The following is a 24294-nucleotide window of genomic DNA, read 5'->3' as shown; positions in this document are numbered from 1 at the left end:
TTTCCAAACGTTATACATTCTTATCGATAAACATGCGCAACGGCTGATGATTCCAACCATCAAGATAAGCGCCGCCCTCCGTGCAATTGTAAAACCCCATATTCTCCTTGCTTATCACATACCGCTCGAACCATTTTTTATAGCTGAGTAAATTCCTTGATGTTTGCACATGTCCACTCTGATCGTAATTAGGAACAATTTCAAGATTAAACCCGTCTGTAATCTTTCTTTGGGCATGAGTGCTAGAAGCATGAGACAGGCCATCTGTGTAAGCTAAATCTTGCCCGACTAATCCTATTTTCGCAGGACCCATATAAACCATTAAATCCAAGAGGCAAGTCGCAACTGATCCACCCGTATTTATTAATGGCTCTCGCTTTAACATAGCCAATTCTTCTGCTTCCTTATAACCCTCCTGCCACACGATATGTCTTGGTCCTCTATACTGCTTGATGGCAAGATGATTCGCCGTGCTCAAATAGAATAATGGCGTATCAGGCAATTCAATGCCCATCAATTGTTGAGTTATTCCAACCTTGGCATCTGATATCATGATGAAATCAGGAGTAATGCCTGCTCTAACCAAGGGAATTACTCCTGTCCCAACTACGCCAATAATAGCTATTCTGTTATCTGAAATATGTTTCAACAGTGGAAGTTGTTTGTTAAGTGAAGGACCTGCTGATACTAATAGCATCATTCGATTGTTATAGTACTGCTTCCACTGCAATATACCTTTGTCATGTAGTAGTAGATTGTCAGTGAAATTGATCTGCATCTGCTCTTCTTGGCTTTGAATTGATTTCTTCTTGAGAAGAAGAACTTTTAGTACGAACTCAATATCTTTGTATTGTTCAGGCATTAACCTAATGGAAGATTCTAAAATTAAAACATTTTCTGGAGGACATCCTTCAAATAAGTTTGTTTTTTCTTTCGAACTTAATTCTTCAAATGACTGAATAGTTACATTTTTTAGAGCTTTCATATCTGCATGAAAAGCACTTCTTTGAAACCACTTATAAAAGTGTGGATTAAATTCAACTACTTGTACTCGTGATGGATTTAACTTCTCAATTAGATGTTTAATGTGATGACCAGCGCCAAGTCCAATGACAACAACTTTTTCTGAACTTATCAAGTTTTGCTCATACTTATGAACCCAACTTGCAACTTCCTTAATTGGATCATACTTGCTATGAAGAAAGGTGTCTGTTCCGTCAATAGTTAATTTAATTGTTGGGACTGTTCTTGTCGCAACGATCTCTATGATCACTCGGAATCCCTCTTAGATTCATTAAATATTTCTGCTAAAATTGGGTCAACCTCATATTCTAAAATATCAGCAACCACTAGAAAATCTCCTTGTGCAAGTCCCTCGTTGATCGCATTTAAATGTTGATTGAATGTACTACCTACAGGAGTGAAAACATTTTCATGATTGTTAATCATTTGACTTGCAGTTAAGACCCACTCTACCCCTTCAATAAAGCCATTCAATAATTGCAGCGCATCAAATTCTCTATCTTCTCTAAAATCTTCAATTAAGTGTTGGTTGGCCTGAATTAGTCTAGGCAAATATTCAGTCATTGTCTCTAGGGTTTCATTAACAAGATCATTGTTCATAGTCGATGTTTCCTTTCTCTATATCCTGAACTCGCTCATTTATTTTAAGCAAAACCTCTTCAACATGAGGTAAAATTACTCTTACGCATTGTTCAATTGTGTTATACATACGCAAAGACTTATCATAAATAACCTGCCGGTTCTCATTTTCGTCGCTAGTTTCTACATTGTCACTTCCATATGTAATATTGTTTATTAAAGGAGTCAAAATAAAATATAGAAAGTTGTCCTCCATACATTCAGCCAAACCTTTATCAAATCGATCTAGTTTTCTTAAAAGCTTTATCGTAAATTCCTTGTTGTTTCTTAATTCCATATAAGCCTTGTTTGCTATTTTTTGTGCTTTTTCTATATTTAAGTAAATCTCATTTATAATTTGTTGGAAGTTTAACCATTCTTCTTTCGTTCTTACATTTCTTTCAATACCTTGAATGAATTGAGGAATTCCCTTACCACTGTTGCAATAATTGTTAATATATAATTCAAAAGGCACTTGGTTCATACCTTCAATTTTCGCTCCACCTTCAGTACAATTATAAATATTTTGCGCTCTATTCGAAAGCTTGACAAAGTCCTCAAACCATCTTTTCATGCTTACAAATGCACCATCTGTCAATACTTCGTCCCCATTGTAACCTTGTGTATAAAACATGTTTCTTTCTCTTTTATAATTTTCGCTAATATTACTTTTGTGTCGATTACCTTCTGCATGTGTTTGATTATCTGTATAAGCCAAATCTTGTCCAATTAGGCAGATAGGTCCCTTTGAAATATAGGCTGCAATCGCAAGGCTCACATTCGCAACAGAAGCCCCACCCGGGAAAACTGCGATGTCAGAACCGTATATTTTTGCAACTAAATCATTATATGTTCTGTGATGCTGAAGATGGAAGACAAACTTCCTTCCCTTGTATTCTTTAGGGATTTTTGCATGAATATGAAACGGAAATGCTAAAGGCGCATCTGTTTCTATATTTTCGAAATGATTATAATTATGAATCCCACCATCGATCGAGACTACTAAATCCGGAGAAATTTGTTCCCTTATCAAAGTTCCTATCGTTGAACCTGCACAGATCAAGAAGAATTTATCTCTGTGACTTCTCAAAAGGGGTATTTGTTTCATTAATGAAGGCCCTCCCGATGCAACTACAACAGGGCAGTTTAATTGATCCGCCAACTGGGACGTAGAATGGGCTTCGAACCCCGTATAAAGATTGTGAATAAAATTCACTTGCCAATCTTCTGCAAACCTATTTCCTGTGTTTAGAGAAATGATCCCATACTCAATAAGCTCCTTAATTAACTTAGTAATTCCTACATAGTCTTCCGGGAATGCTTTCTCATAATTAAGTGAAGTAATTAAGGTGAATTTGTTTTTATAGTTTTCAAATAAATCAGAAAAATATTGGCCTAGAAGATCTCGATTTTTTGAGTGGATAATACAAACATTTTCCAAGTCCAACAAATTTTTATTTTGTGCTTCTTGCAAACATTGTTCTAATATTTCTTGCTCCGGCTCTAGGATTAATAAATAATCGCTATCCGACATTTTCTTTACCATTTCTTGTGCAATATAACCCATACCTATCCCGTAAAGAATATGTAAATAACCTTCCCGATGATGCTTTTCAGCGATTTTCAATGCCTCGGATTGTGGGTTATACATACTATGTAAGAAATAATTATTGTATTTGATCGTGAAACCATCATTCGCTTTCGTCGCTATCAACTGAACTTTATTCTCGTGCGACATTTTCAATCCCCCGTAAACTATGATCGTTTAAATCTCATATAGTGAAAAAGCAACCATTTCGGTTGCTTTTTCATAGCCGTATTCAATATTTCAAAATTATCTAAGCAATTGAAGTACGCCTTGTGGTTGTTGATTTGCTTGAGCCAACATCGCTTGAGCAGCTTGCGCCAAGATGGAGTTCTTCGTTTGTGACATCATTTCTTTCGCCATGTCCACATCGCGAACACGGGATTCAGCAGCAGTTAAGTTCTCTGAAGATGTTCCCAGGTTGTTGATTGTGTGCTCTAAACGATTTTGCATAGCACCCAGCTTTGAACGCTCTGTAGATACAGTCGAAAGCGCAGTATTAATTGTAGTAATAGCTGAGTTAGCATTAGATTGGGAGCTAATCGAAATACCACCATTTGCACCACTTACAGCAAGCTTCCCTGCACTCATGGATCCAATTGTTAATTGAACACTTTGAGATGCATTAGCTCCGATATGGAATGTTTTAGCAGAGAAGCTACCATTCAATAATTTTTGAGTATTGAATTCTGTGTTATTAGCAATACGTGTAATTTCTTTACCAAGCTCATTCACTTCATCTTGTAATGCTTTGCGGTCAGCTGTAACGTTAGTGTCGTTCGCTGATTGAACAGCTAGTTCACGCATACGTTGAAGGATGCTGTGAGTTTCGTTCAATGCACCTTCAGCTGTTTGAATCAAAGAGATGCTGTCTTGAGCATTACGAGTAGCTTGATCCAAACCACGGATTTGACCGCGCATTTTTTCGGAAATTGCCAAACCTGCAGCATCGTCGCCCGCACGGTTGATACGAAGACCAGAAGACAATTTCTCGATGTTTTTGCTTTGTGCTTCAGTGTTACCCATCAATTGACGGTGTGTGTTTAGTGCTCCGATATTGTGATTAATTCTCATGATTTACTTCCTCCTGAAGTTCATACCCCACATCCGTGTGGTGGTTTGATTTTTTATTTTCTTGATGGCGAGTTCGAAAGTGGTCGGCCGCCCAACTACTCTCCCCCGCTATAATATGTATATCGGAGGGATTCGACAAATAGTTTATAGCAAACGAATAAATTAAATATTCTTTTTCATAAATCTCGATAAATCACCAATCTTCGCAACAGAGTCAGATGCTTCTTTATTCGCTTCCCTGATCGCTAAATGAATTTCTTTTCGTAATATTCTTTGCTCTTGCGGAGCAATAATACCAAGTTTTACTGTATCACCCTCGGTTCCTAACACGATAAGCTCAATTTGATCACCAATCATAACCGATTCTCCAACTTTTCTTGAAAGAACAAGCATGCTATTCCCTCCTTTTTGTTCTAAGTTGATACCTGCATTAATTCAATTAGCTTATGCTTTGTACGATATTCCGATTTATGCAATACGACCTGCTTTGCTTTCTTGCCCTTTTTATTAAGGATGATTGGTGCCAGCAGATTAATCGTTGTCTGTCCGACATCTTCATTCATCGTAACAAGTGACCACACTGCCACATCTTCCTCCGCCTGAATCCCAAGCTCTTCTCGATCAGCTTCCTCAAGCACAAATTCATATTGCATATACACATAGAATGGATTTATCATCGCAAAATGCAATAGACTGTCTTCAATGGATTGCAGGTAGACGATCGCCTCATGATCATTTGACTCAATGATTAAGTATTTATGAAGATCCTCAAATCCTGGAATTCCCTGATTAAAAGTAATAATGTCTTCTTCTTCGTATTTTATTTGTCCAAGTGACAGTGTATCGAGAATCATATTAACATTCCTCTCTGCTTTGTAATAAAATAAGCTATAGTGCTAAAAGCAGCTATAGCCTTATTGTTGCATATTTTAGAATTTCAAATCAATTTGCGGCGGTGTAATCTCAATCTTAGGCTGTTGAAGCATATAAATATCCAACTTTCCTCGCTGATATTCAATAATAGGAACATGAACAGTCACGTTGGTTTCAACTTTCGCAGCTTCAAAATGCATGTCAAACTTCCCCGACTCATAATTGATATCTATATTGTCCAGTGAGGCTTCGCCTACAACTGTGCCCTTAAAGATCTCAATCTCCTCATTCATGCTTTCCTTTGCCAGAGATTTAATGACATTTTCTCCAGTCTGTATAGCAGCCATTCGATTGCCTTCTTCAACAATTTTCGAAATTGCCTGTAGACCAATATTGCTCGCTTTTGAATAGATTCGACTCATCACATCAAGAGAAGGGCCAAATCCCAGTGCGTCGTGCCATCTCGTATTATTAATTTGCAACTTACCTGGTTCTGCATCAATCTCTAGTCTGGATGGAGTTGTCCTTATCTCTAGCGTTGCTCGAGGCTGCTGAATCTCCAGTTGCCCCATATCAGCATCGATACCAATTCGTCCATACTGCTGGTGAATTTGTATTTGAGGAAGGGGAAGAATGCCCATTTTATTATCCCCTTCCTATCTTAGGAAATCAATCAGGCTCGTACTAATGATTTTTGATCCTACAGATAATGAGGCTTGGTACACATTTTCATCCGTTTTAAGGTTGGTGATGACTGCGGACATATCTGCATCTTCTGTTTTGGATTGCAACGTTTGAAGGTTCAGACCAATATCCTGTAACCGGGATTGGGAAAGACCAATACGATTTGCTCTTGCGCCAATATCCGATCTTGCTTCTAGTAGCTTATCATGCAGTATATCTAATCTTCCAATAATATTATCACTTACTTCTTTTATATCACCTGAAGATAAAGCTGTACTCAAATCTTGAAGCGCTTTGAATACATTGTCTTTCGCAGGATCAGTAGCATCATAAGGTACGCCGAATGCTTGCTTGCCAAGTACGTTCACTGGCATTCTTACGCCTACGCCCATGTCAAACTTGATTTCGCCATCGTCGACTGTTCCTGTGTCAGCATCTGCAGTCGCCTCACTATATGGAGGTTTATCTGTTAATTGACCATTAAATACATATTTCCCATTAAATTGGCTATTTCCGATGTTAACCATATGTGAGAAGAGCTGCTTTACCTCTACGTTAATTGCATCCAGAGCTAGTTGCGGGTTAGAGCCAGTAGATCCCTGTACTGCCAGCTCACGGGCACGCTGCAACACATCGCCAGCTTGTCCAAGCATCCCATCTGAAAAGTCGACCCAAGAAACCGCCGAATCCGCATTGCTTTGATACTGATCGTTGACAGAAACTTCACTTCGATAGCGAAGCGAAAAGCTAATACCTACAGGATCGTCCGAAGGGGCATTAATCTTTCTACCCGTAGATAATTGATTCTGGCTTTCATTCATTCTTGATAAGTTAGCCGAAATATTCCGAAGTAATTGATTATTCATCATACCCTGCGTAATTCGTGTGCCCAAGGCTCAGACCTCCCGATCATATCTATTTATTACCTTCTATCGTCCAACGAGACCCATGCCGTTAATAACCTTATCTAGCATTTCATCACATGTCGTCATAACACGGGCTGCCGCGGCGTAAGCTTTCTGGAACTTAATCAAATTGGACATTTCTTCGTCTAACGAAACCCCGCTAACTCCTAGTCGATTGGAATCAACTTGATCCACTAAGATTTGTTGATTCTCAGCTTGTCTAGATGCTTCTTGACTCTGAACACCCAGTTGACCAACGATAGAGCGGTAAAATTCATCGAAAGTACCATCTTGAAGAACGGTACCACCTGTTGATGAGGCATCGAAATTAATTTTCTTATCTTTTAAATTTGAAAGCAGCAAAGCCATATCGTTATTACCTTTAACTACTTTTTCCACGCCATCCGTATCCATATAACTTCTAACAGATGATGAAATATTCGATGGGTTCTTCAGAATTTCCGAATTGATAGTAACACTACTTGCATTATATTCCGTAGCTCCTGGTTTTAATGCGAAGAATGAAATGCCAGACTGTAACGGACTCGACGCAGAGTATCCTAACTGATGTAGGCCATTAAATCCCTTTACACTTACATTCAAATCATTGGGCAAAGTTCTGTCCTGAATCGTGGTGCCAAAAGTCCTTGGTGTAAGCGTGCCATCCGGGTTCACGACATTCAACGTCGTTCCAGCCGGGACCACCATTCCACTTGGAAGAGAAACTTGGATATCACCTTCAACGATTGCTTTCAGCATAGAATCTAATTGAAATTGATAGTTACCCACATAATTGTCGCGAGATTGAATCATCCCGTAAACTTCGCCACTATTTAAGTCACCAGTAGTCGCAGAAGCTTCAAGTGACTCCGTTGTGAATGTGGTGTTTACTTCTTTACCTGTGATTAAATTGACAGAGCCCATTCTTACGTTATATCCACTACTTACTTCTGTATGAGTAATGTTTACAATCTTCGACAAGTTGTCTAGGAGTAGATCACGTTGATCTCTCAAGTCATTAGCATTGTCACCGAGACCTTCAATTCGGAAAATTTCTTCGTTTAATTTGGCAATTTGTTTAATTGCAGTATTGGCCTCTGTTGCTTTAATGCCGATATTCGTCGTCAAATCTCCGGATAAATCTTGTAACTGCTTAGAAGACTGATTAAATGCATCTGTCATGGCCAACGCGCGCTCTTTAACAAGTACACGAGCCGTCGTATTCTCTGGCGACTTACTCAGTTCTTGCCACGCATTCCAGAAATTCTCGACTGTTTTACGAATCCCAGTGTCAGAAGGCTCATTAATAATCGCTTCGAGTTTTTCCAATGTATCTTTACGAATAGACCAATCACCAAGGTTTTTATTTTCATTATGGAACTGATCATCCAGAAATTTCTCTCGAATTCTAGTGATAGAATCAAACTCTACACCTTGACCCATCTGCCCAGGAACGTTGCTCCGCTGTAAGCCAGGATACTCGAGTGGGGCCGCTGCGACCATGTTGACAGTTTGTCTTGAATAGCCTTTTGTATTTGCATTCGCAATATTATGACCAGTGGTTTGAATTGCCGCTTGGTGTGTAAACAATGAACGTCTCGATATTTCTATACCCGTGAAGGTTGAACGCATGATACCGAATCTCCTCTCGTGTTAACAGATTCTAAGCTTTTGTATCAAAAATCCCCATTCTTTTTGTTCCGTAAGCTTGCTGATTTGGATGCTGATACACCATGTTATCCTCAGGTCCGCCTAAAACGAGATCGACCGTATAATCGATAAATGCAAGAGACTGTTCAATCAATTGCTGATTGATCACATTGCGCTCCTTCAGCCGTTTAATGATTTCAAGAAGCTTTCGCTGCGCTTCTATTAACGCAGTTTTTTCCTCAGCTTTAAAAATCACCTTAGTCAGGTCACTAACTGTTATCTTAGGATTCGGGTTGTATCCTCTGGAAATTAGGTATGCGCTTATGAGTTGAATGCGCTGTTGATTCGCCTCAGTTATTAACCTAATCCATTTGTTTTCTTTATTAACTATCATGTTTAGTTTATCAACATCGTTGCGAACGAGAGGTTGTGTTTTCTCTTGCGCAAGCTCAAACAGCGCTTCATGAGCTTCACTAAGCTTATCCATCGTTTCTAACAACGACTGTATCGACGACATGTTCGTTCACCGCTTCTTTCTCATGTTGATTACTTCAAATATGGCAGGAGTTTTGCAGCAATCTTCCCCGCATCTACATGATACGTGCCCGATGCAACAGAAGATTTCAATTGTTCGATTCGAACAGACTGCTCTTCCGTACGAATTCCTTGAGCGCCAAGAAGTTCCTTCGCTTCAGCGGAAATTTCCACTTGATCCTTGGCTTTACCTTTCTTGCCAACCGATTGAGCGTAACTGGCGTCCCCTGTTTTCTTATAAGAATTAACTGCTCCGATGCGCCCATTATCATTAATTTTCATACTATAACACTCCTATGTTCTCTGACCTAAAAAATAAAAAGCCGATAATCGTTAAACATATTATCGGCATTTCGTATATAAAACTTTAGATTATCTATGTATCTTTATTTATGTCGATCACGAAGGCGATCCTTGATGTTAAAACTCAATTGATTCTCCTTCTTTTCGTTAGCAACCCTGCGCAACTCATCTTCCGAATTATTGCGTACGTCCTTAACGAGCTTCATACGGCAAGGTTCACAGATCGTATTTTCACGGATTAACGTTCCGCACACTTCACATGGGTAAGACATATTAGGTGCATTCACAATAGAAATGCGACCTTCACGAATAAACTTAGTAATTTGTTTAACACTTACACCTGTTGCTTCGCTTAAATCATTTATATTGACACCCTTAGACTCCCTCAGGTATTTCACGCATTTCTCATATTGCTGTTCCAAGTCTTTCATGCAGTTCGGACAAAGCTCTGCAAAGCCTTTCACAAATATCTTTCCACAACGCGAACAATTCACCACATTCATACCCATCGTGCGCCCTCCTTTAGTATTCCCAATTCCCACTTTTTAATTCCAGTTTACCGCAATTCGACAGCTTTTGCCTAATACTATTTTCATAATAAACAATACCTTCCCGCATCACCTTGCCCAAGTAATTCCATAAATTTCGACAGGGATCGTCACAACCTCCCTCAACGTCTTCGCGCACTGATTCATCGTACTTCCTGTCGTATACACATCGTCCACGATATATATGATTATGGCCTCGCCCTGTTCTCCAATTTCACAGTGCCCCTTGGCATCCACTTCAAAAACATCCGCAAGATCGTCAATTCGCTCACTGCGGTTCTTAAAGCTTTGCTTATCCGTATGCTTAGAACGATTGAGTAAGCTAATGACTGGGATTCCTACTCGTCGCCCTAACTCGCTTGCCATCTGCTCCGCCTGATTGAAACCACGTTCTTGCATTCGGCGTTCACTAACTGGAACATAGGTAATGAATTCCCGCACCTGTCCAACTTCTCCTCTTTCCAGCTGAATCAACTGAAACGAATGGACCAACATATGACCAAAAACAGACTTCAAACGCTCGTCTCCTCGGTACTTATATCTAGCCAGAAGCTCTTTCATTGTTTCATCATATCTAACTGCACTTCGGCTTCTTTTAAATTGCGTGTGCGGGCCCCGACGACAATCCGGACAGAACTCTCCCCTGCCACAAGTTGAACAAACAACCTTTCGAATCCACGGGATTCGGGCGTAACAAGCGTGACACAACCCTAACTCATCTCTTTCTAGATTGGTCTTCTGTTTGCATAATAAACACTCTTCCCGCTTAGGGCCTAATAGCGAAAATAACACGCTACCTAGCCGGCTCCACCTTAGGTTCATCCTTTGCCTCCTTGTAGAAAACCCTGTTTGCGTGCAATTCGATTCATCGTTTTAATCTGCCTCACTGCTTCCTTCTGTGATGCGGTTATTTCTGCAGCTGCCAAATACACCTTGCCATGCGGGTCGTCCTTCGACCTTCCTGCGCGACCTGCCATTTGAACAAGAGCTGCTTCATCGAACAACTTCGAGTCTGCATCTAAAATGAAAACGTCAGACTTGGGCACGGTCACCCCTCGTTCAAGAATGGTTGTCGTGACCAGTATACGAATCTCCCGATTGCGGAAAAGCTGTACCTTCTCCGTACGCGATAGATCTTTGGAGGAAGTGCCCTCCACGCGAACAGCTACATCACCTTTTAACTTCGTTCTTAATAACGCAACCATCGGCTCTACGAGCTGAATATTTGGGACGAAGACAAAAACCTGCGCACCACGTTCAATAGAACTTTCTAATCGGGATTGAATGGATAGTGGAATGGTTTGTGCAGCAATGGACTTTCTAAGGGGAGGGGTCGTTATTAACAGCGGTACTGGCAGAGGATGTTTATGAAAACGGACAGGCACCCGTACATGAGGGAGACATCCCCGTTCGGCCGCTTGCCGAACACTGGTCGGCGGTGTTGCTGATAGCAGGATATTGGTTCCGCTAGGCTTACATACTTTGTCAGCTGCATAACTAAGCATGGGGTTATTGTGGTAGGGGAAAGCATCAATTTCATCGATGATAACGAGGTCAAAAGCTTGATGAAACCGCAACAACTGATGCGTGGTTGCGATCGTGATTTGCCCTTGCTCCCAGCGCTGCTCGCTGCCACCATACAGCGTGACCACGCTGTAATCGGCGAACGCCCGCTGGATGCGCGGTTGTAGCTCTAACACCACGTCTTTGCGTGGTGTAGCAATAAGCACTCGCCCGCCACGTGCGGCGGTGTAGTGTATGAACGGGAAGATCATTTCGGTCTTCCCGGCTCCCGTAACGGCCCAGATGAGGAACTTACCTGGGCCATCAGGTTGCTTCCCTTGGATGTAGCTCAATCCCTCAAGGGAAGCATGGGTTTGGGCATCGCTGAGTCCCCAAGGCGTTATGTAGGTTTGTAGATCTTCGCCAGCCTTGGCAATAGCTGCTGCATCACCTGAGCCTCCAAGAACAAGCAGAGAGCAATGACGAACCCTGCCCATCGTGAGACACTCCTCACAATAGGGACAAGCTTGCCCGCACTCTAAGCAAGACGACCAGAACATCCGTGATTCACCGCTACCACAGCGCTTACAGGTGTAATGCGAAGCTTTCTTAAGCCACCTTCGCCAATCACGTTTTTCTTGATTAAGTAAACCATTCGTGAGCGCCGCATCCCCGTTGAGGTAAGCGAGTTGCAAATAGGCTGGCCATGTCGTGTCTAACCCTGTTAACTCAGAACCAGATGCCTCAATTAACTGCTGAACTTCATCAACTAGCAGAGAACGCCCTCTGCAAGCTTCAACGAGTGTTACATAAACATCTGGAAGCAATTTAACTCTCGGCATATGTCCCTCACGCCATGACGCGTAGTCTATCATTTTCAAAATGTACTTCCTGTTATCTATGCCAATCGTCGCTGCTTCCCGCCTAACCATGGCGAGTAACTGATCCTCACTAACAGTCTTAGAAGCCACTCCAATTGACCTCTTCCTCAATCCTTCGAGCAGCCGCACACCTTGCCCTAACGAAACAAAAGGTTCGAACAATACGAGGCCGGCGTCGGCTGCGTAATGCTCGAACCAATATTGAATATCTGTTTGGGCGTGTATCGTACATTGCCATTCCCATACCTGATCTTTGCGAACGGCATAGAGCTGAACCTTCATACCTCACCGCACTCTCTTCTTAGCATCTAAATTTGAAAGCGTTTACCCTTAGACCACAGGTATTTTAATAAGTTCCTCCCTATTACTGAGATGAACGAGTACAACTGGATCTTCGTCATGCTGACTTAAAAAACGATCAACCGCATCATACTCAGTCTGAAAACGCAGATCTAACGCATACGTTTGGGATAAACGCTCAACGATCTCTCTCGTATCATCCGACGAACCTTCGTCAATAATCGTTGCTTTGACTTGGTTGCCTTTTACACGCGAAAAGAAAAATAACGAGCGTATTACCCACTCAATCTGATTCTGATTATTTTTGGTAACAAGTAAAATAGTAGCCGGTTTCTTCTTCGTCCCTTTACGGGTACCCAATAAGAGATGAAGTACCAAAATGCTGAAGCCATAGCAACCGAAGATACAAAGCAATCCAATCCACATAGCGGGTCCCTCCCTTACCTGCAGTGTATGCGGCAGAGCAAAGGGGGGTTCCTGTAGGCACAGAAATGAAACTGCCGGGAAATTACAGCGTTACCCAACCGTTTTTAATAGCAATAATTACCGCTTGCGTACGGTCATCTACTTCCATTTTCTGAAGAATACTACTTACGTGGTTTTTCACTGTTTTCTCACTAATGTACAAAAACTCGCCAATCAATTTATTACTTTTACCTTCAGCCATTAGACGAAGCACTTCTGCTTCCCTTTTGGTTAATGGGCTATTCGTATTATGTATGTATTTCAGTGCGGAATCCTTCACTCCAGTGCCTGTTCCTACCACACCAGCGTCATCCAAGTATGTCATGCGTCTAAGTTGATTAATAAGCTTGCCTGTTACCTTAGGATGAATGTAGGCATGCCCTGCAACAACCGAACGAATCGCGTTGATGAGTGACTCCGCTTCCATATCCTTGAGTAAGTAACCTGAAGCCCCTTTGCGCAGCGTTTCAAACACATAACTCTCATCATCATGAATAGAGAGAATAATAACCTTAATATCAGGAAAAATCAGTTTCAAGCGTTCTGTAGCGATCACACCGTTCTCAAGGGGCATATTAATGTCCATGAGCACAATATCTGGCGTGATTTGATTACACAGTTCAATGACCTGGATGCCGTCGCCACACTCACCGATAACTTCCATATCATCTTCCATATTAATAATTCTTTTTACACCTTCACGAAATAGCTGATGATCGTCTGCAATGACAATATGCACATTGCGTTTATGACTCCCCGTGTTGTCCATTCTGATTATCCTCCTTGTTCTCTCCAACGCCGCCGATAGGGATGAGCATCGTAATTTTTGTTCCTGAATCTTTCTCAGACTCAAGCACCATCGTACCTTCAAGTAGCTCTACACGCTCTCGCATTCCCAGTAACCCGAAGTTATTTCCCTTGGCTATTCTTATTTCTGTTAGCTTCACATCAAAACCAACCCCGTTATCAACAACGTAGATTTGTACTTGATCTGGCTCTAATGTGAGTTCAACAGACAAGAAGGTTGCTTTGGCATGTTTATATACATTCGATAAAGCTTCCTGCACCAATCGGAAAATAGCAACTTCTAACCCTGATGGTATACGTGCCTCTTTCCCAACCAAGTTGAATTGTGTGTGGATTCGGTATTTATCCTCGAAATCCTGCACATATTTCCGTAATGTAGGTACAATCCCTAAATCATCGAGCGCCATTGGCCGGAGGTTGAAAATAATCTTCCGAACCTCCTCAAGGCCATTTCTGACTTGTCCCTTCAAATCGACTAACTCGTCCTTAACTGCCGACATATCTTCTTTCAAAAGCATGCGATGGGCAATTTCAGTCCTAAGCACGACATTCGCCAACGTTTGGGCCATGCCATCATGAATTTCTCGTGCAATTCGTTTGCGTTCTTCCTCCTGAGCCAAAATAATCTTCAGCCCAAGTAGTTGTCGATTCTTAGCAGACTCAATTATTCGTGTTAACTGATTGAGATCTCCTGATAAATATTCTAATGCCACATTCATCTGTGAGACGATTGTCTCAGCGCGTTCTACCTGCTTGTCCACATTCTTCATGCGAACCTGCAGGTCATTGCGTCGGTCCTTAAGATTATTCTCTTTTTCCCGTGCAACAGTTAACTGTAATTGAAAAGCGATAGCGGCCTCATAAGCAATCTTGATATCTTCTTCTCGATACTTGTTGAAATCACGGCTAACTTCCGTGAGCCGGATCCGCGACCTCTTGTATTCTTTTTCTAACATATCCACGAGATCAATCGTGACACCCGTCTCATGCTTTATGTCATTCAGCTCACGAGCAAGCGACTCTTTCTCTAAGCGTGATGACTCAGCAATTTCAAATAATTGATACTTGCTGCTTTCCATGACGTTAATGGCGTTGGTTATGACCTGGTCTATAGCGTCTGGTTGCACATGAAACGAGCTCCTTTTAAAAAACGATATAGTAGTAAGTTGTCTACCCCATATTGTAGCATAGTTTTTCCTTTTTGCCGTGTACTTCTAGTACTATTTATTCAATAGAAATTCCATAATTCTGGGGATCCCAGCCTACTTTGAAGCCTAATCGCTCCGAAATCAGTCGTAATGGGACCATAGTCACGTTATTCATGATTGCCGGTGCCACCTCAGCCGTGATTCGACCGCCATTGACAATGAGATCAGCTTGATCAATCCATAGGTCAATTAGTTTATCTCCACGTATGACGGTTACCTTACGTTCCTTGTCATCCCACTTCACCGTACCACCCAAAGCCTCAGTAACGAAACGAAGGGGAACCAAGGTATTATCTTTTACAATTGTCGGCGCTTGCTCCAACGTCATTGGTTTACTATTTAGTGTTGCTTGCTTTTTGTTTACTGTAAGTTTAATTGCATTCTTCGGAAGAGCTGGTAGTTGTCCTTTATAAATAAAAGAAATATCATCAATATTAATTTTCCCTTTAGCAGCTCTTTCATCCTGCCCATTGGCTGGATTTGCCACATAAATACTTTTAACGGATAGGGGAGCTTTAAGATCTGACACATCTGCTGTCACCTTACGCCAGCCTGTCCAGTTCATGTTCTCCGTAAAACTCACATAGTTCAATTTACCGTCCGCATCTATGACTTCAGCACGAACCCAATTGAAACTGCCATCACCCAGGACTTTCGCCGTAATAAATTCTGGTTGACCCTCGATAGGCGCACCATTTCCGTTATTAAACTTCGCGTAGGCTGCTTTTGTACCTTGTCCTTTTGAGAAATCATAAGCGATTTCCAAGTTCTTGTTCCCATTGTTTTGTGTAATATTCACCGTAGAAACAACCTCTGCCGGATATTTATCACCTGTCGTCATTACCGCGAACTTATCTAGGTCATACCAAACCTTCTCCTGCCCGACTGGCAAAGTAACCATTGTGCTATACCCATCGTATTTCGCGATAACTTGAGCCGTTTGTGCCCCAGCTGTACTATCTACATGCAAAATACCGTTGGTAATCGTACCCTTGACTCCGCTAAGCTCCCAAGTAGCTGATGCCGCGGGTAAGTCTCGTGTTGCTCCACTTCGTGTTGTAACGGTTATCGGCAGCTTGAAATCGCCCCCCTCTGTCAAAGAGAACGCCCCTGAGCTGAACGCCATTGATGTGATCTGGTCACGCCCGACAACCTCGACATCCATGGTCGCCGATCCTTTTCCCGATTTAGCGACAATTTGCGTTTTCCCTGGTACTGTTGGTGTATAGACATTATCTTTAAAAGAACCATTCGCAACCGTACTGCTCCACTGAGGAATGATGCCCGTAACGGCAATTGGATTATAATAATCATCATAAGCTTTAAATTGATAAGTGCTGGATTCATTCATGAATAATAGCGATTGCCCTTGTAAAATAAGACCTTTCAACTCACCCTTCGGTGCTGTCGAGTACACACCTAACCCATTGGCTACAGCACGTTGATTGCCATTTTGCGTTTTGTTCACTAGCTTCGGATCCACGTCGCCTAACGGCCTAGATACCATCTGTGTCGAACCTCCGCCGTCAAGCACCATCCCCCTCCAAACACCTGCATCAATCATGAATTGCTGTAATTCTGGAAGTGTCATTCCCGCACTATTACCGCTACGATCCGCCGTTATAATATAGGCCTTCTTCAAATCCTTTGAGTAACCCACAGCTGTACGTGAAACTGGACTATATCCGTTAAAATCATTGATATTCCTCGTAAAATAACTCGGTTTCGCCTCATCTACTAGCAATGTACTGCCGCCGATGAGCATTTTAAAGTTTTTCCAATCATACGTCTTGGACGCATCGTGTGGAACCATGTCATATTTCGTCGTAACTTTATCTCCAACTTTGAGATGATTCACAATAAACTCTCTAGCCAATCCCGAGCCTCTTAGGATATAACCATCCACAGGCGCAACCATTTTCACATTCGTATCAATCTGAATCTCCTTGACGATATCATTCTGGATCAGGGCTTCGGTAGGTACATGTGTACCGTCCACAGCACGCTGTGTCATCGCCCAAGCGCTGGTATAAAGGAATAGGCCATCTGCAATCAACGGTACATCGTTATCATCCCAGTAGAACGTCTTATTCACGCCACCAAGTTCGAAGGATGTACCATCCTTTGCCGTAACCTTACCCTGAAAATCAAAAATATCAATAATTGGCTGATTCGTCTTCGTAATAGCAAAAGAATACAGTCCCGAAATCTTCGCTGGCGTCGCCATGACTTGTCCATTTGTAATCTGCGCGCCTTCCGGTACTCCCTCTGCTTGTGTATTGTAGAAATCACCATTTACCCCAGCTACTGCTCCCGTATCCTTTACCATGCCAAGAACACTCTGATTTTTTGTGAACTGATTTTTCGTGCCTGCCATTGCGTCTATCTTTACGTTCGGGTTCGTCAAATCAACCTCAATCACATTAGCATTCACCGATACTTCTTTATTACTTCGTGTTGTCGTCCATACGTAATTCTTCATAATTGCGCCTGATGTAATCGTGTCCTGCGAGCTCAATGTCAGCTTCGTGCCCGCCGCGTTCACCGTAGTTCCCGCAACCAGCTGCCACATCATAGCGCAAGCCAATGCAGCTATTCCTACTTGCCTCTGTACCTTCACGTTGCCATTCCACTCCTCTTTCAATCTATTTCTTCCATGTCTATCAATTAAACGATACCTATATAGACTCTTAAACTATGGAAAAAGTTACGATATTCTCCATGTTGTATTCATATGTCAGGAAACGCACTCAAATAAGCCAATATAAGGAAATAATGACTAAAAAAGAGCACCACCCTTTCGGGTCTGCTCTCTGCTTGAGATGCTATATAATAATTTTTATATAATCTTTTTAAGCTTAGCCTCTTGTTCAATCGAACGCGCCGAGAGTAGTTCAATAATTCTATGTTGTTGTTCTTGAACATTTTCCAATCGTTTCACGATCTCATTGGTTTCTAGGACAGCTTGTTTGATTTGAGATTGTTCGAATTCGAGTTTATCAAGACGAGTGTCAATTCCATCTAACCTCACAAGAACTGGTGATAATTCTGCCCTAAGTATAGCGGTAAGTGCGTCTTTCAAATCGTTATCTAACATATCGCTCTCCCTTCTTCTCGTAAAACAGAACTTATCTACTAGTTATCATAACATAATTCCCTATGAATTAGCATCAGATGACATATACATATACTACCACACATGATCACATGTGTAAATTTATTATTTACTTTTGTAAATAAATATATAAATTAAAAACCGCCCCGAAGGACGGCTTCCGTATATTAATGCTTAAGCTCTAACGCTTGTGCTTTCAAAGTCTCTGCTTTATCTGTACGCTCCCAAGGAACGTCTAGATCGTTACGACCAAAGTGGCCGTAAGCCGCCGTTTGACGATAGATCGGACGACGAAGATCAAGCTCTTTAATGATACCCGCTGGGCGAAGGTCAAAGTTAGCGTGAATTAGCTCAACAAGCTTCTCTTCACTTACTTTAGCTGTACCGAACGTATCCACCGCGATGGAAACCGGACGAGCAACACCAATTGCGTAAGCCAATTGAACTTCACATTTCTCAGCAAGGCCAGCAGCTACGATGTTTTTCGCAACATAACGCGCCGCGTACGCACCGGAACGGTCAACTTTCGTTGGATCTTTACCGGAGAATGCGCCGCCACCATGACGAGCGTAACCACCGTACGTATCAACAATAATTTTACGACCAGTCAAACCAGCATCCCCTTGAGGTCCACCGATTACGAAACGGCCAGTTGGGTTAATGAAGTAGTTTGTCTTCTCATCCAACAAGTGCGCTGGAACGATTGGAAGGATAACGTGCTCTTTAATATCTTTTTGGATTTGCTCCAAAGTAGTATTCTCATCGTGCTGTGTGGATACAACGATCGCATCAACACGAACAGGTTTATCGTCGATGTACTCAACAGTAACTTGTGTTTTACCATCTGGACGCAGGTATGGAAGAGTACCATTCTTACGAACTTCAGTCAAACGACGAGCTAGTTGGTGAGAAATCGATATCGGAAGAGGCATAAGTTCAGGTGTTTCATTTACTGCAAAACCGAACATCAAACCTTGGTCACCAGCACCAATTGCTTCGATTTCTTCATCGGACATGGAACCTTCTCTTGCTTCAAGGGCTCTATCTACACCTTGTGCAATATCAGGAGATTGCTCGTTCAAAGAAACGAGAACCGCACATGTTTGGGAGTCGAAGCCGTACTTCGCACGTGTGTAACCAATCTCTTTGATTGTTTGTCTAGCAATTGCTTGAATATCTACATATTCAGACTTTGAAGTGATTTCACCAATTACCAAAACCAAACCAGTTGCTACAGAAACCTCACATGCTACACGAGCATTCGGATCATTAGCAAGAAATGCATCCAAAACCGAGTCAGAAATTTGGTCACAAATTTTATCTGGATGACCTTCTGTTACGGATTCGGATGTAAATAAACGACGTCCACGAACTTGAGCCATATTATTCATCCTCCTACAGTACATTTAGTATGTTTGAAAAGCTTCTACTCGATGCCTCTATAATAAAAAAATCGGGCCCGGCTTTAGCGGCAGCTTTTCACGCCAAACGGAATCCCTCTTTTGCGCTCATGCGCTGTAAAGATAATTGAATTCCGCAAAAAAAATGAACCTTTTCCGATTGGAAAAGGTTAAATGAAAGATTGACCTTCAATAAATTATCTTACTTCATTTGTCGTCTAGTGTCAATTCATCACAGCAATCTTTATAAAGGAAATAAATGCGTATTTCTCTAGAGAGTGAACAACGTTTCTTCGGCTCGTTGGATCAGACGCTGCGTAATCCGTCCGCCTACGGCTCCGTTATCTCGAGATGTGATATGTCCCCAGGATTCTTTTCTCATGGGAGCTGCTTGAATAGAGCCTAATTCTGACGCAAACTCCGTATCTGCATTAAGCGATGACATATGGTTGCCTACTGGCAAGCCTAGTTCAGCTGCAATCTCATACTTTAGAATATCTAATGCCTTTTTCGATTCAGGTACCACTTTACTTCTAGCCATAACCAAACGCCTCCTCAGAGTTTAAGTGTGATCATGCACGCGGTAAGTCGTCGCTTTTCTCAACTGAGTACAATGATTAGTATGGCTAGAATCCCAAAGCCAACACGCATAAGAAGTTGTCATTTTGGGTAAAATTATGGAGTAGACATTTATTGCGAAACCTTACTACCATCTGCATTCAAAATCAAATAGCTCCCGCGCACCATGACAAAAATGTCCGCCGTATTCTTCGGCGATGACTTTATACCTCGGCCCTCTGTCGGGAAAATCAAAAGATGATTCAGCGCGACTTCCGTCCCCGCTATAAGGTCTTTGCCTCCCGTTACATCCGGGATGCCGTTCTCATCGTTGCTCACCGCTAGCACTCTGCCGGTTCGCACGATAAACTCCGCGCCAGCGCCTGCGTACAATGTTTGTCCATTTTCCAATTGGACAACCTTCATGTTCGCTGCTGCCGCCGGGGTAGTACCACCAGCGCTCGTTTGGCCATTGGCCGCTAGCGCAGCTGCAACGATCTCTTTCACCTTTGTTTCACTTAAGGTGTTTTGTTCGAAGTAGCTTTGGGTGATGAGTGGGTCGGTACCGCCTGCAGTTGGTGCTTCGGCTTGGGATGTAGGAAATATATTTATGAAAATTGTTATTATTGCTATTAGTACTGCAAACATTTTATATTTCAATTTATTCACCTCATTTTAAGTTTTTATAAAACAAAAAGAGACCCTTTCGGGTCATCTTTTTGTAACTGATAAATTAGTTCAATGTTACGAAAGTTGTTACGGTTTTGCCATTAGCAGCGTATGCTTTCAAAGTGAAAGTATTACCAGCTACAGCACCAGTAACTACGCCTGTTTTTGTGTCAACAGAAATTCCTGCAGCGCTTGGATCTTCAAGAATAAACGCAACACCAATCAAGTTGTAGTAGTTTCCAACTTTAGCATCTTTGTACTCAATGCCATAGTTGTCAACTGCTTTAAGATTCATTAAAGTAGCAGCTTGAAGGCTTGTAGCACCAGCAACTGTACTTGTTTTGTTTGCATCAGCAGTCAAAGTAGCCACAGTTACAGCATCAGTTTTAACATTTACGTCAAGTGTTGCTTGTTTTTGCTCATCTTTAACCGTTTTGTAGATAACATTGATTTTAGCTGTTCCTGCTTTGTTACCAAGTACCCAACCAGTTGTTGCTGGGTTTGTACCAGATCCAACGTTAGCTACTGCAACATCATAGCTAGAGCTAGTTACAGACACGATACGATCATTCGGCAAGGAAACAACAGCGCCAGAAGCATCTTTCGCTGTAACAGCAACTTTCTTAGCTACTCCGCCAGTTTCAGTTACTTTTTGACTAGCATCCAGAATGCCGCTATCTTTAGCTGCGAAAAGATCGCCAATTGTATTCAAGGAATAAGTCAATTCTTCTGTAGATGCATCAGCATTGATGTAAGATCTGCTAATTGAGTTAACATCTCTCCATTTAGTAACTGGTGCTGCACCAACTGATGGAACATAAGTTTCACCATTTACATTCTTTTGAAGAACTGCTTTAAATTCAATTTTACCACCGTGACCACCGTGAGTATCTACTACAGTTGTTGCAAAGTTAAATCCGGAGTTAAATTGACCAAACTGTGATTGATTATAAGTTACATTTGCTCCTCCAGCAATTCCAGCAAGACCAAGGACACCTGTATTACCTGTTTGACCAGTAATTTTTAGGTTAGATGGCCAGTAACTATTAGGAGCCGCACCTACACTTGTGTTAAGCGTTAGAGATTCTGTAGCTTGAACATATACAGAGTAAGTTACTGGAACTCCATTTTCTGTATAAGTTGGGTTAGTAGTCATTTTTTCGCCATATTGGTCGATAATGAAAATTTTGAAATCATCACCAGTATTCAACACACCTTTAGTGTTTGCTGCTGTATCAACTTTGAAACCGTCCGGAGTACGAACCTTCTCAATTTTAATTGATTTATTAGCATAGCTATTAGCACCAGCAGTTGCAATGTAAGCAGTGAAGTACGCTTGGCTACCAGCATTACCGATTACTTTGTTTAGGTGAATTTTACCTTTGTGTTCACCAGTTGTTTGAATTTCAACAGGTCCTTCAACGCCACCTTTAACTAGGGATACGTTAGTTCCTGATACTTTGATTTGTTGACTGTTTTGTGCATCAACGATTTCATCTGCTGTCAATTTGTTGCCATCAGCATCAAATGCTTCAATTGGTACGTATTGATCGATTAGATCGCCTTCAGCTAATGTTTTAGCGAAGTCAGCAAATCCAACTTTTACTGCAAGTTTAGACGATTTAACAGCTACTTTTGTTGTAGCAGTTGAAGAACCAGCATAGATTGTGATGTTGTAATCGTCTGATTTCTCAACACGACCAGCCAACGATACACGAACCTCACCAAAGTTATCATTATCAAAATCGTCATACTCTGCTTTAATTTTGTCAGAATATGGAGAAACGATCAAGTTTACATTCGAGATTGCAGCTGAATCTTCTGCAACAGGATTGCCGTATTGGTCGAATTGCGTTACAGGAATTGTAGCTACATCACCTGTGGAAGCAATTGCTGTTTTACCATCAGCATATTTAATAGTTCCAAATTCAACTTTAGATACGAAAGGTTGTGTACCTAATTTAAATGTTTTTTGTGCAGATACACGGGAATCGTTTTCGTATACGTAAATAGGAATCATAGTTAAACCTGGAGTAGTTGCTACAGCGCCTACGCCAGTAGTAGTTGTAGTGTCAATAGTTACAACCAATGCTCCAGTGTTGTCTTTTGTAATACTGCTGTCAAAACCAGATGTTGTAACTGTGAAGTTACTAGCTGAAAGCGTAACAATCTCATCGTATTGGTTTTTAGCAGTAACTTTCACTCTAGCTTTTTTGGATTGAGCAATTGTATCATTAGCATCGCCAAAGCCAATTGTTTTTACAACTTCAGCTGTACCCGTAAATTTAGCTGTCGCAGTACCAACGGAAGCAGCGTCCAAACCTGCTAATGTTACTGTGTATTCAGCGTCACCAATTTTTGCATTATCTTTTAACGTCAACACTGCGGACTTTTTATCATCAGCAAATACTGTAGTAACGCCTACATCAACTGAACCCTTTTTCAAGCTCAATGTAGCTTTAGTAGTGTCAACCGCTTTGTTAAAGTTTACAGTTACTTTTTGAGCACCAGTAGCTTTAGCTTCTGTTACAGAAGCTTTAGTTTGTGATTGAACAGCTTGGTCAGCTGCGTATGAACCTACAACAAGATCAGCACGAGTTGCAGCTTTAGCACCATCAGTACCCAAGTCAACACCGTTAGCTTTAGCAGTATCTAGGTAACCTTGGTACCAAGGAGTTGTAGTTTTAACATCAGCTGCTTTACCAAAGCCTTTAACAAGCAATGTAGCAAGTTGACCCAATGTTACGTTATCTTTTGGTGCGAAAGTTGTATCTGTCATACCATCGATGATACCAGCTTTTTTAGCTGCTTCGATAAAAGGAATTGCCCATGCTTGGGAAGCATCAGTTCCGTCAACATCTTTGAAAGAAGAAGTTGTTTCAGTACCAACTGTTAGGTTGAAGATTTTTGCAACAAGCTTAGCAGCTTCTGCACGAGTCATGTTACCTTCGATGTCGAATGCAGTATCGGATTTACCATCCATGAAACCTTTTGCAAGCAATGCATCGATTTTAGCAAGCAACGCTGCATCTTTACCTTCAAGGTCTTTAAAGTCTTTGGAAGTTTTAACTGCTGCTTGTGTAGTTACAGCCGTTGGAGTTGTTTCAGCAGCCATTGCTACCGATGCAAACATGGAGAATGCTAGTGTTGCTGTTGCGATTACTTTTAAACTTTTTTTCATAACCTTTTTTTCTCCTCCTTGAATATCGTGAGTTTTATTTTTTAAGTTTGTTTGTTCTTTATTCCAGCTCGATTTACTCATCTTATTGTTCACCCCCTCTCCAGAGTTAGAGCATAATATAACTAAGGTTCGCTTGCAGCTCTCAGACTGCATTTGAAACTAGTAAACTGTAATGAAATAAATAGGAACCTAGACCAATTTACATTATACATTGATCACTCTGGATCGTAAAGAACTATTTTCGATGAATTATCCAATGTATAACTTTTCTTTCATTGGGTGTTTCAAAGTATTAAACGCAGAAGTTTCAAAAAAGTTGCGATATACTTTTAAAAAAATTTAAATTCATCATTTTTTTACTTTTACAACAATGATTCCTCCTAGTTCAAAGTATTCTGTTGTAAAAACCA

At 41.4% G+C, this 24294-nt stretch carries 23 protein-coding genes; all 23 read right to left on the bottom strand.

The genetic code is table 11. From position 1 onward, the window contains the following. Positions 1–10 precede the first annotated feature (10 nt). The 23 genes from AC58QT_RS27775 to AC58QT_RS27665 all read right to left on the bottom strand — a co-directional run bounded on the left by AC58QT_RS27775 (position 11) and on the right by AC58QT_RS27665 (position 23965). Positions 11–1273 carry a motility associated factor glycosyltransferase family protein gene (locus AC58QT_RS27775; protein ID WP_497411829.1) on the bottom strand — a complete coding sequence of 421 codons (1263 nt, stop codon included), beginning with the start codon at positions 1271–1273 and terminating at the stop codon, positions 11–13. Continuing rightward, positions 1270–1623, bottom strand: a complete 354-nt coding sequence (locus AC58QT_RS27770) for a DUF8042 domain-containing protein (protein ID WP_497411828.1) — start codon at positions 1621–1623, stop codon at positions 1270–1272. Before AC58QT_RS27770 ends, AC58QT_RS27775 begins: the two co-directional genes overlap by 4 nt. After that, positions 1613–3379, bottom strand: a complete 1767-nt coding sequence (locus AC58QT_RS27765) for a motility associated factor glycosyltransferase family protein (protein WP_497411827.1) — start codon at positions 3377–3379, stop codon at positions 1613–1615. Before AC58QT_RS27765 ends, AC58QT_RS27770 begins: the two co-directional genes overlap by 11 nt. Positions 3380–3475: 96 nt before the next feature. Further along, positions 3476–4300: a flagellin Hag gene (gene hag / locus AC58QT_RS27760; RefSeq protein WP_497411826.1), complete on the bottom strand. Its 825-nt coding sequence runs from the start codon at positions 4298–4300 to the stop codon at positions 3476–3478. Positions 4301–4462: 162 nt separating this feature from the next. Continuing rightward, positions 4463–4693: a carbon storage regulator CsrA gene (gene csrA, locus AC58QT_RS27755; RefSeq protein WP_497411825.1), complete on the bottom strand. Its 231-nt coding sequence runs from the start codon at positions 4691–4693 to the stop codon at positions 4463–4465. Positions 4694–4713: 20 nt separating this feature from the next. Beyond that, positions 4714–5154 (bottom strand): flagellar assembly protein FliW, encoded by a 441-nt coding sequence (fliW, locus tag AC58QT_RS27750; RefSeq protein WP_497411824.1) that lies wholly within the window; start codon positions 5152–5154, stop codon positions 4714–4716. Between the two features lie 75 nt (positions 5155–5229). Further along, on the bottom strand, positions 5230–5814 hold the full coding sequence (locus AC58QT_RS27745; RefSeq protein ID WP_497411823.1) for a DUF6470 family protein: 585 nt from the start codon (positions 5812–5814) through the stop codon (positions 5230–5232). A gap of 15 nt (positions 5815–5829) precedes the next feature. Then, complete coding sequence (gene flgL, locus AC58QT_RS27740; RefSeq protein ID WP_497411822.1) at positions 5830–6750, bottom strand: flagellar hook-associated protein FlgL; 921 nt, start codon at positions 6748–6750, stop codon at positions 5830–5832. A gap of 36 nt (positions 6751–6786) precedes the next feature. Further along, on the bottom strand, positions 6787–8394 hold the full coding sequence (flgK, locus tag AC58QT_RS27735; protein ID WP_497411821.1) for a flagellar hook-associated protein FlgK: 1608 nt from the start codon (positions 8392–8394) through the stop codon (positions 6787–6789). Positions 8395–8425: 31 nt separating this feature from the next. Continuing rightward, positions 8426–8929 carry a flagellar protein FlgN gene (locus AC58QT_RS27730; RefSeq protein ID WP_310501073.1) on the bottom strand — a complete coding sequence of 168 codons (504 nt, stop codon included), beginning with the start codon at positions 8927–8929 and terminating at the stop codon, positions 8426–8428. 29 nt (positions 8930–8958) lie between these two features. After that, on the bottom strand, positions 8959–9228 hold the full coding sequence (gene flgM / locus AC58QT_RS27725) for a flagellar biosynthesis anti-sigma factor FlgM (protein WP_497411820.1): 270 nt from the start codon (positions 9226–9228) through the stop codon (positions 8959–8961). Positions 9229–9332: 104 nt separating this feature from the next. Then, positions 9333–9758 (bottom strand): flagellar protein, encoded by a 426-nt coding sequence (locus AC58QT_RS27720; RefSeq protein ID WP_310501075.1) that lies wholly within the window; start codon positions 9756–9758, stop codon positions 9333–9335. Between the two features lie 108 nt (positions 9759–9866). Beyond that, complete coding sequence (locus AC58QT_RS27715; RefSeq protein ID WP_497411819.1) at positions 9867–10313, bottom strand: ComF family protein; 447 nt, start codon at positions 10311–10313, stop codon at positions 9867–9869. Positions 10314–10615: 302 nt separating this feature from the next. Beyond that, positions 10616–12463 carry an ATP-dependent helicase ComFA gene (locus tag AC58QT_RS27710; protein WP_497411818.1) on the bottom strand — a complete coding sequence of 616 codons (1848 nt, stop codon included), beginning with the start codon at positions 12461–12463 and terminating at the stop codon, positions 10616–10618. Between the two features lie 48 nt (positions 12464–12511). Next, positions 12512–12907: a hypothetical protein gene (locus AC58QT_RS27705; RefSeq protein ID WP_497411817.1), complete on the bottom strand. Its 396-nt coding sequence runs from the start codon at positions 12905–12907 to the stop codon at positions 12512–12514. An 82-nt stretch (positions 12908–12989) separates the two neighbouring features. Continuing rightward, a complete protein-coding gene (locus AC58QT_RS27700) occupies positions 12990–13715 on the bottom strand; it encodes a response regulator (RefSeq protein ID WP_310501079.1) in 726 nt (241 codons plus the stop codon). Further along, the gene (locus tag AC58QT_RS27695; protein WP_310501080.1) at positions 13693–14880 is read right to left on the bottom strand and encodes a sensor histidine kinase; all 1188 of its coding nucleotides are present in this window, start codon (positions 14878–14880) and stop codon (positions 13693–13695) included. The genes AC58QT_RS27700 and AC58QT_RS27695 overlap by 23 nt, the downstream gene beginning before the upstream one ends. Positions 14881–14977: 97 nt before the next feature. Continuing rightward, positions 14978–17605, bottom strand: coding sequence for a stalk domain-containing protein (locus AC58QT_RS27690; RefSeq protein ID WP_497411816.1), 2628 nt, complete (start codon positions 17603–17605; stop codon positions 14978–14980). Between the two features lie 195 nt (positions 17606–17800). Next, positions 17801–18058: a hypothetical protein gene (locus tag AC58QT_RS27685; RefSeq protein WP_497288510.1), complete on the bottom strand. Its 258-nt coding sequence runs from the start codon at positions 18056–18058 to the stop codon at positions 17801–17803. Between the two features lie 185 nt (positions 18059–18243). Then, complete coding sequence (gene metK, locus AC58QT_RS27680) at positions 18244–19458, bottom strand: methionine adenosyltransferase (protein ID WP_497411815.1); 1215 nt, start codon at positions 19456–19458, stop codon at positions 18244–18246. Between the two features lie 289 nt (positions 19459–19747). Beyond that, positions 19748–20017, bottom strand: coding sequence for an alpha/beta-type small acid-soluble spore protein (locus AC58QT_RS27675; RefSeq protein WP_310501084.1), 270 nt, complete (start codon positions 20015–20017; stop codon positions 19748–19750). Between the two features lie 149 nt (positions 20018–20166). Next, the gene (locus tag AC58QT_RS27670) at positions 20167–20703 is read right to left on the bottom strand and encodes a hypothetical protein (protein WP_497411814.1); all 537 of its coding nucleotides are present in this window, start codon (positions 20701–20703) and stop codon (positions 20167–20169) included. 64 nt (positions 20704–20767) lie between these two features. Beyond that, positions 20768–23965, bottom strand: a complete 3198-nt coding sequence (locus AC58QT_RS27665; protein WP_497411813.1) for an S-layer homology domain-containing protein — start codon at positions 23963–23965, stop codon at positions 20768–20770. Positions 23966–24294 lie beyond the last annotated feature (329 nt).

The organism is Paenibacillus sp. J31R109 (assembly GCF_059692055.1).
Note: the sequence above shows the minus strand (reverse complement) of the source record. Positions and strands in the feature narration are given on the sequence as shown.

Excerpts from the sequence above, each read along its gene's own strand:
- flgK (WP_497411821.1), bottom strand. The coding sequence starts at position 8,394 with ATGCGTTCAACCTTCACGGGTATAGAAATATCGAGACGTTCATTGTTT.
- AC58QT_RS27665 (WP_497411813.1), bottom strand. The coding sequence starts at position 23,965 with ATGAGTAAATCGAGCTGGAATAAAGAACAAACAAACTTAAAAAATAAA.
- metK (WP_497411815.1), bottom strand. The coding sequence starts at position 19,458 with ATGGCTCAAGTTCGTGGACGTCGTTTATTTACATCCGAATCCGTAACA.
- AC58QT_RS27720 (WP_310501075.1), bottom strand. The coding sequence starts at position 9,758 with ATGGGTATGAATGTGGTGAATTGTTCGCGTTGTGGAAAGATATTTGTG.
- hag (WP_497411826.1), bottom strand. The coding sequence starts at position 4,300 with ATGAGAATTAATCACAATATCGGAGCACTAAACACACACCGTCAATTG.
- AC58QT_RS27730 (WP_310501073.1), bottom strand. The coding sequence starts at position 8,929 with ATGTCGTCGATACAGTCGTTGTTAGAAACGATGGATAAGCTTAGTGAA.
- AC58QT_RS27765 (WP_497411827.1), bottom strand. The coding sequence starts at position 3,379 with ATGTCGCACGAGAATAAAGTTCAGTTGATAGCGACGAAAGCGAATGAT.
- AC58QT_RS27675 (WP_310501084.1), bottom strand. The coding sequence starts at position 20,017 with ATGGCTAGAAGTAAAGTGGTACCTGAATCGAAAAAGGCATTAGATATT.
- flgM (WP_497411820.1), bottom strand. The coding sequence starts at position 9,228 with ATGAAAATTAATGATAATGGGCGCATCGGAGCAGTTAATTCTTATAAG.
- AC58QT_RS27685 (WP_497288510.1), bottom strand. The coding sequence starts at position 18,058 with ATGTTAGATAACGATTTGAAAGACGCACTTACCGCTATACTTAGGGCA.
- AC58QT_RS27770 (WP_497411828.1), bottom strand. The coding sequence starts at position 1,623 with ATGAACAATGATCTTGTTAATGAAACCCTAGAGACAATGACTGAATAT.
- csrA (WP_497411825.1), bottom strand. The coding sequence starts at position 4,693 with ATGCTTGTTCTTTCAAGAAAAGTTGGAGAATCGGTTATGATTGGTGAT.
- AC58QT_RS27700 (WP_310501079.1), bottom strand. The coding sequence starts at position 13,715 with ATGGACAACACGGGGAGTCATAAACGCAATGTGCATATTGTCATTGCA.
- AC58QT_RS27710 (WP_497411818.1), bottom strand. The coding sequence starts at position 12,463 with ATGAAGGTTCAGCTCTATGCCGTTCGCAAAGATCAGGTATGGGAATGG.
- AC58QT_RS27745 (WP_497411823.1), bottom strand. The coding sequence starts at position 5,814 with ATGGGCATTCTTCCCCTTCCTCAAATACAAATTCACCAGCAGTATGGA.
- AC58QT_RS27705 (WP_497411817.1), bottom strand. The coding sequence starts at position 12,907 with ATGTGGATTGGATTGCTTTGTATCTTCGGTTGCTATGGCTTCAGCATT.
- fliW (WP_497411824.1), bottom strand. The coding sequence starts at position 5,154 with ATGATTCTCGATACACTGTCACTTGGACAAATAAAATACGAAGAAGAA.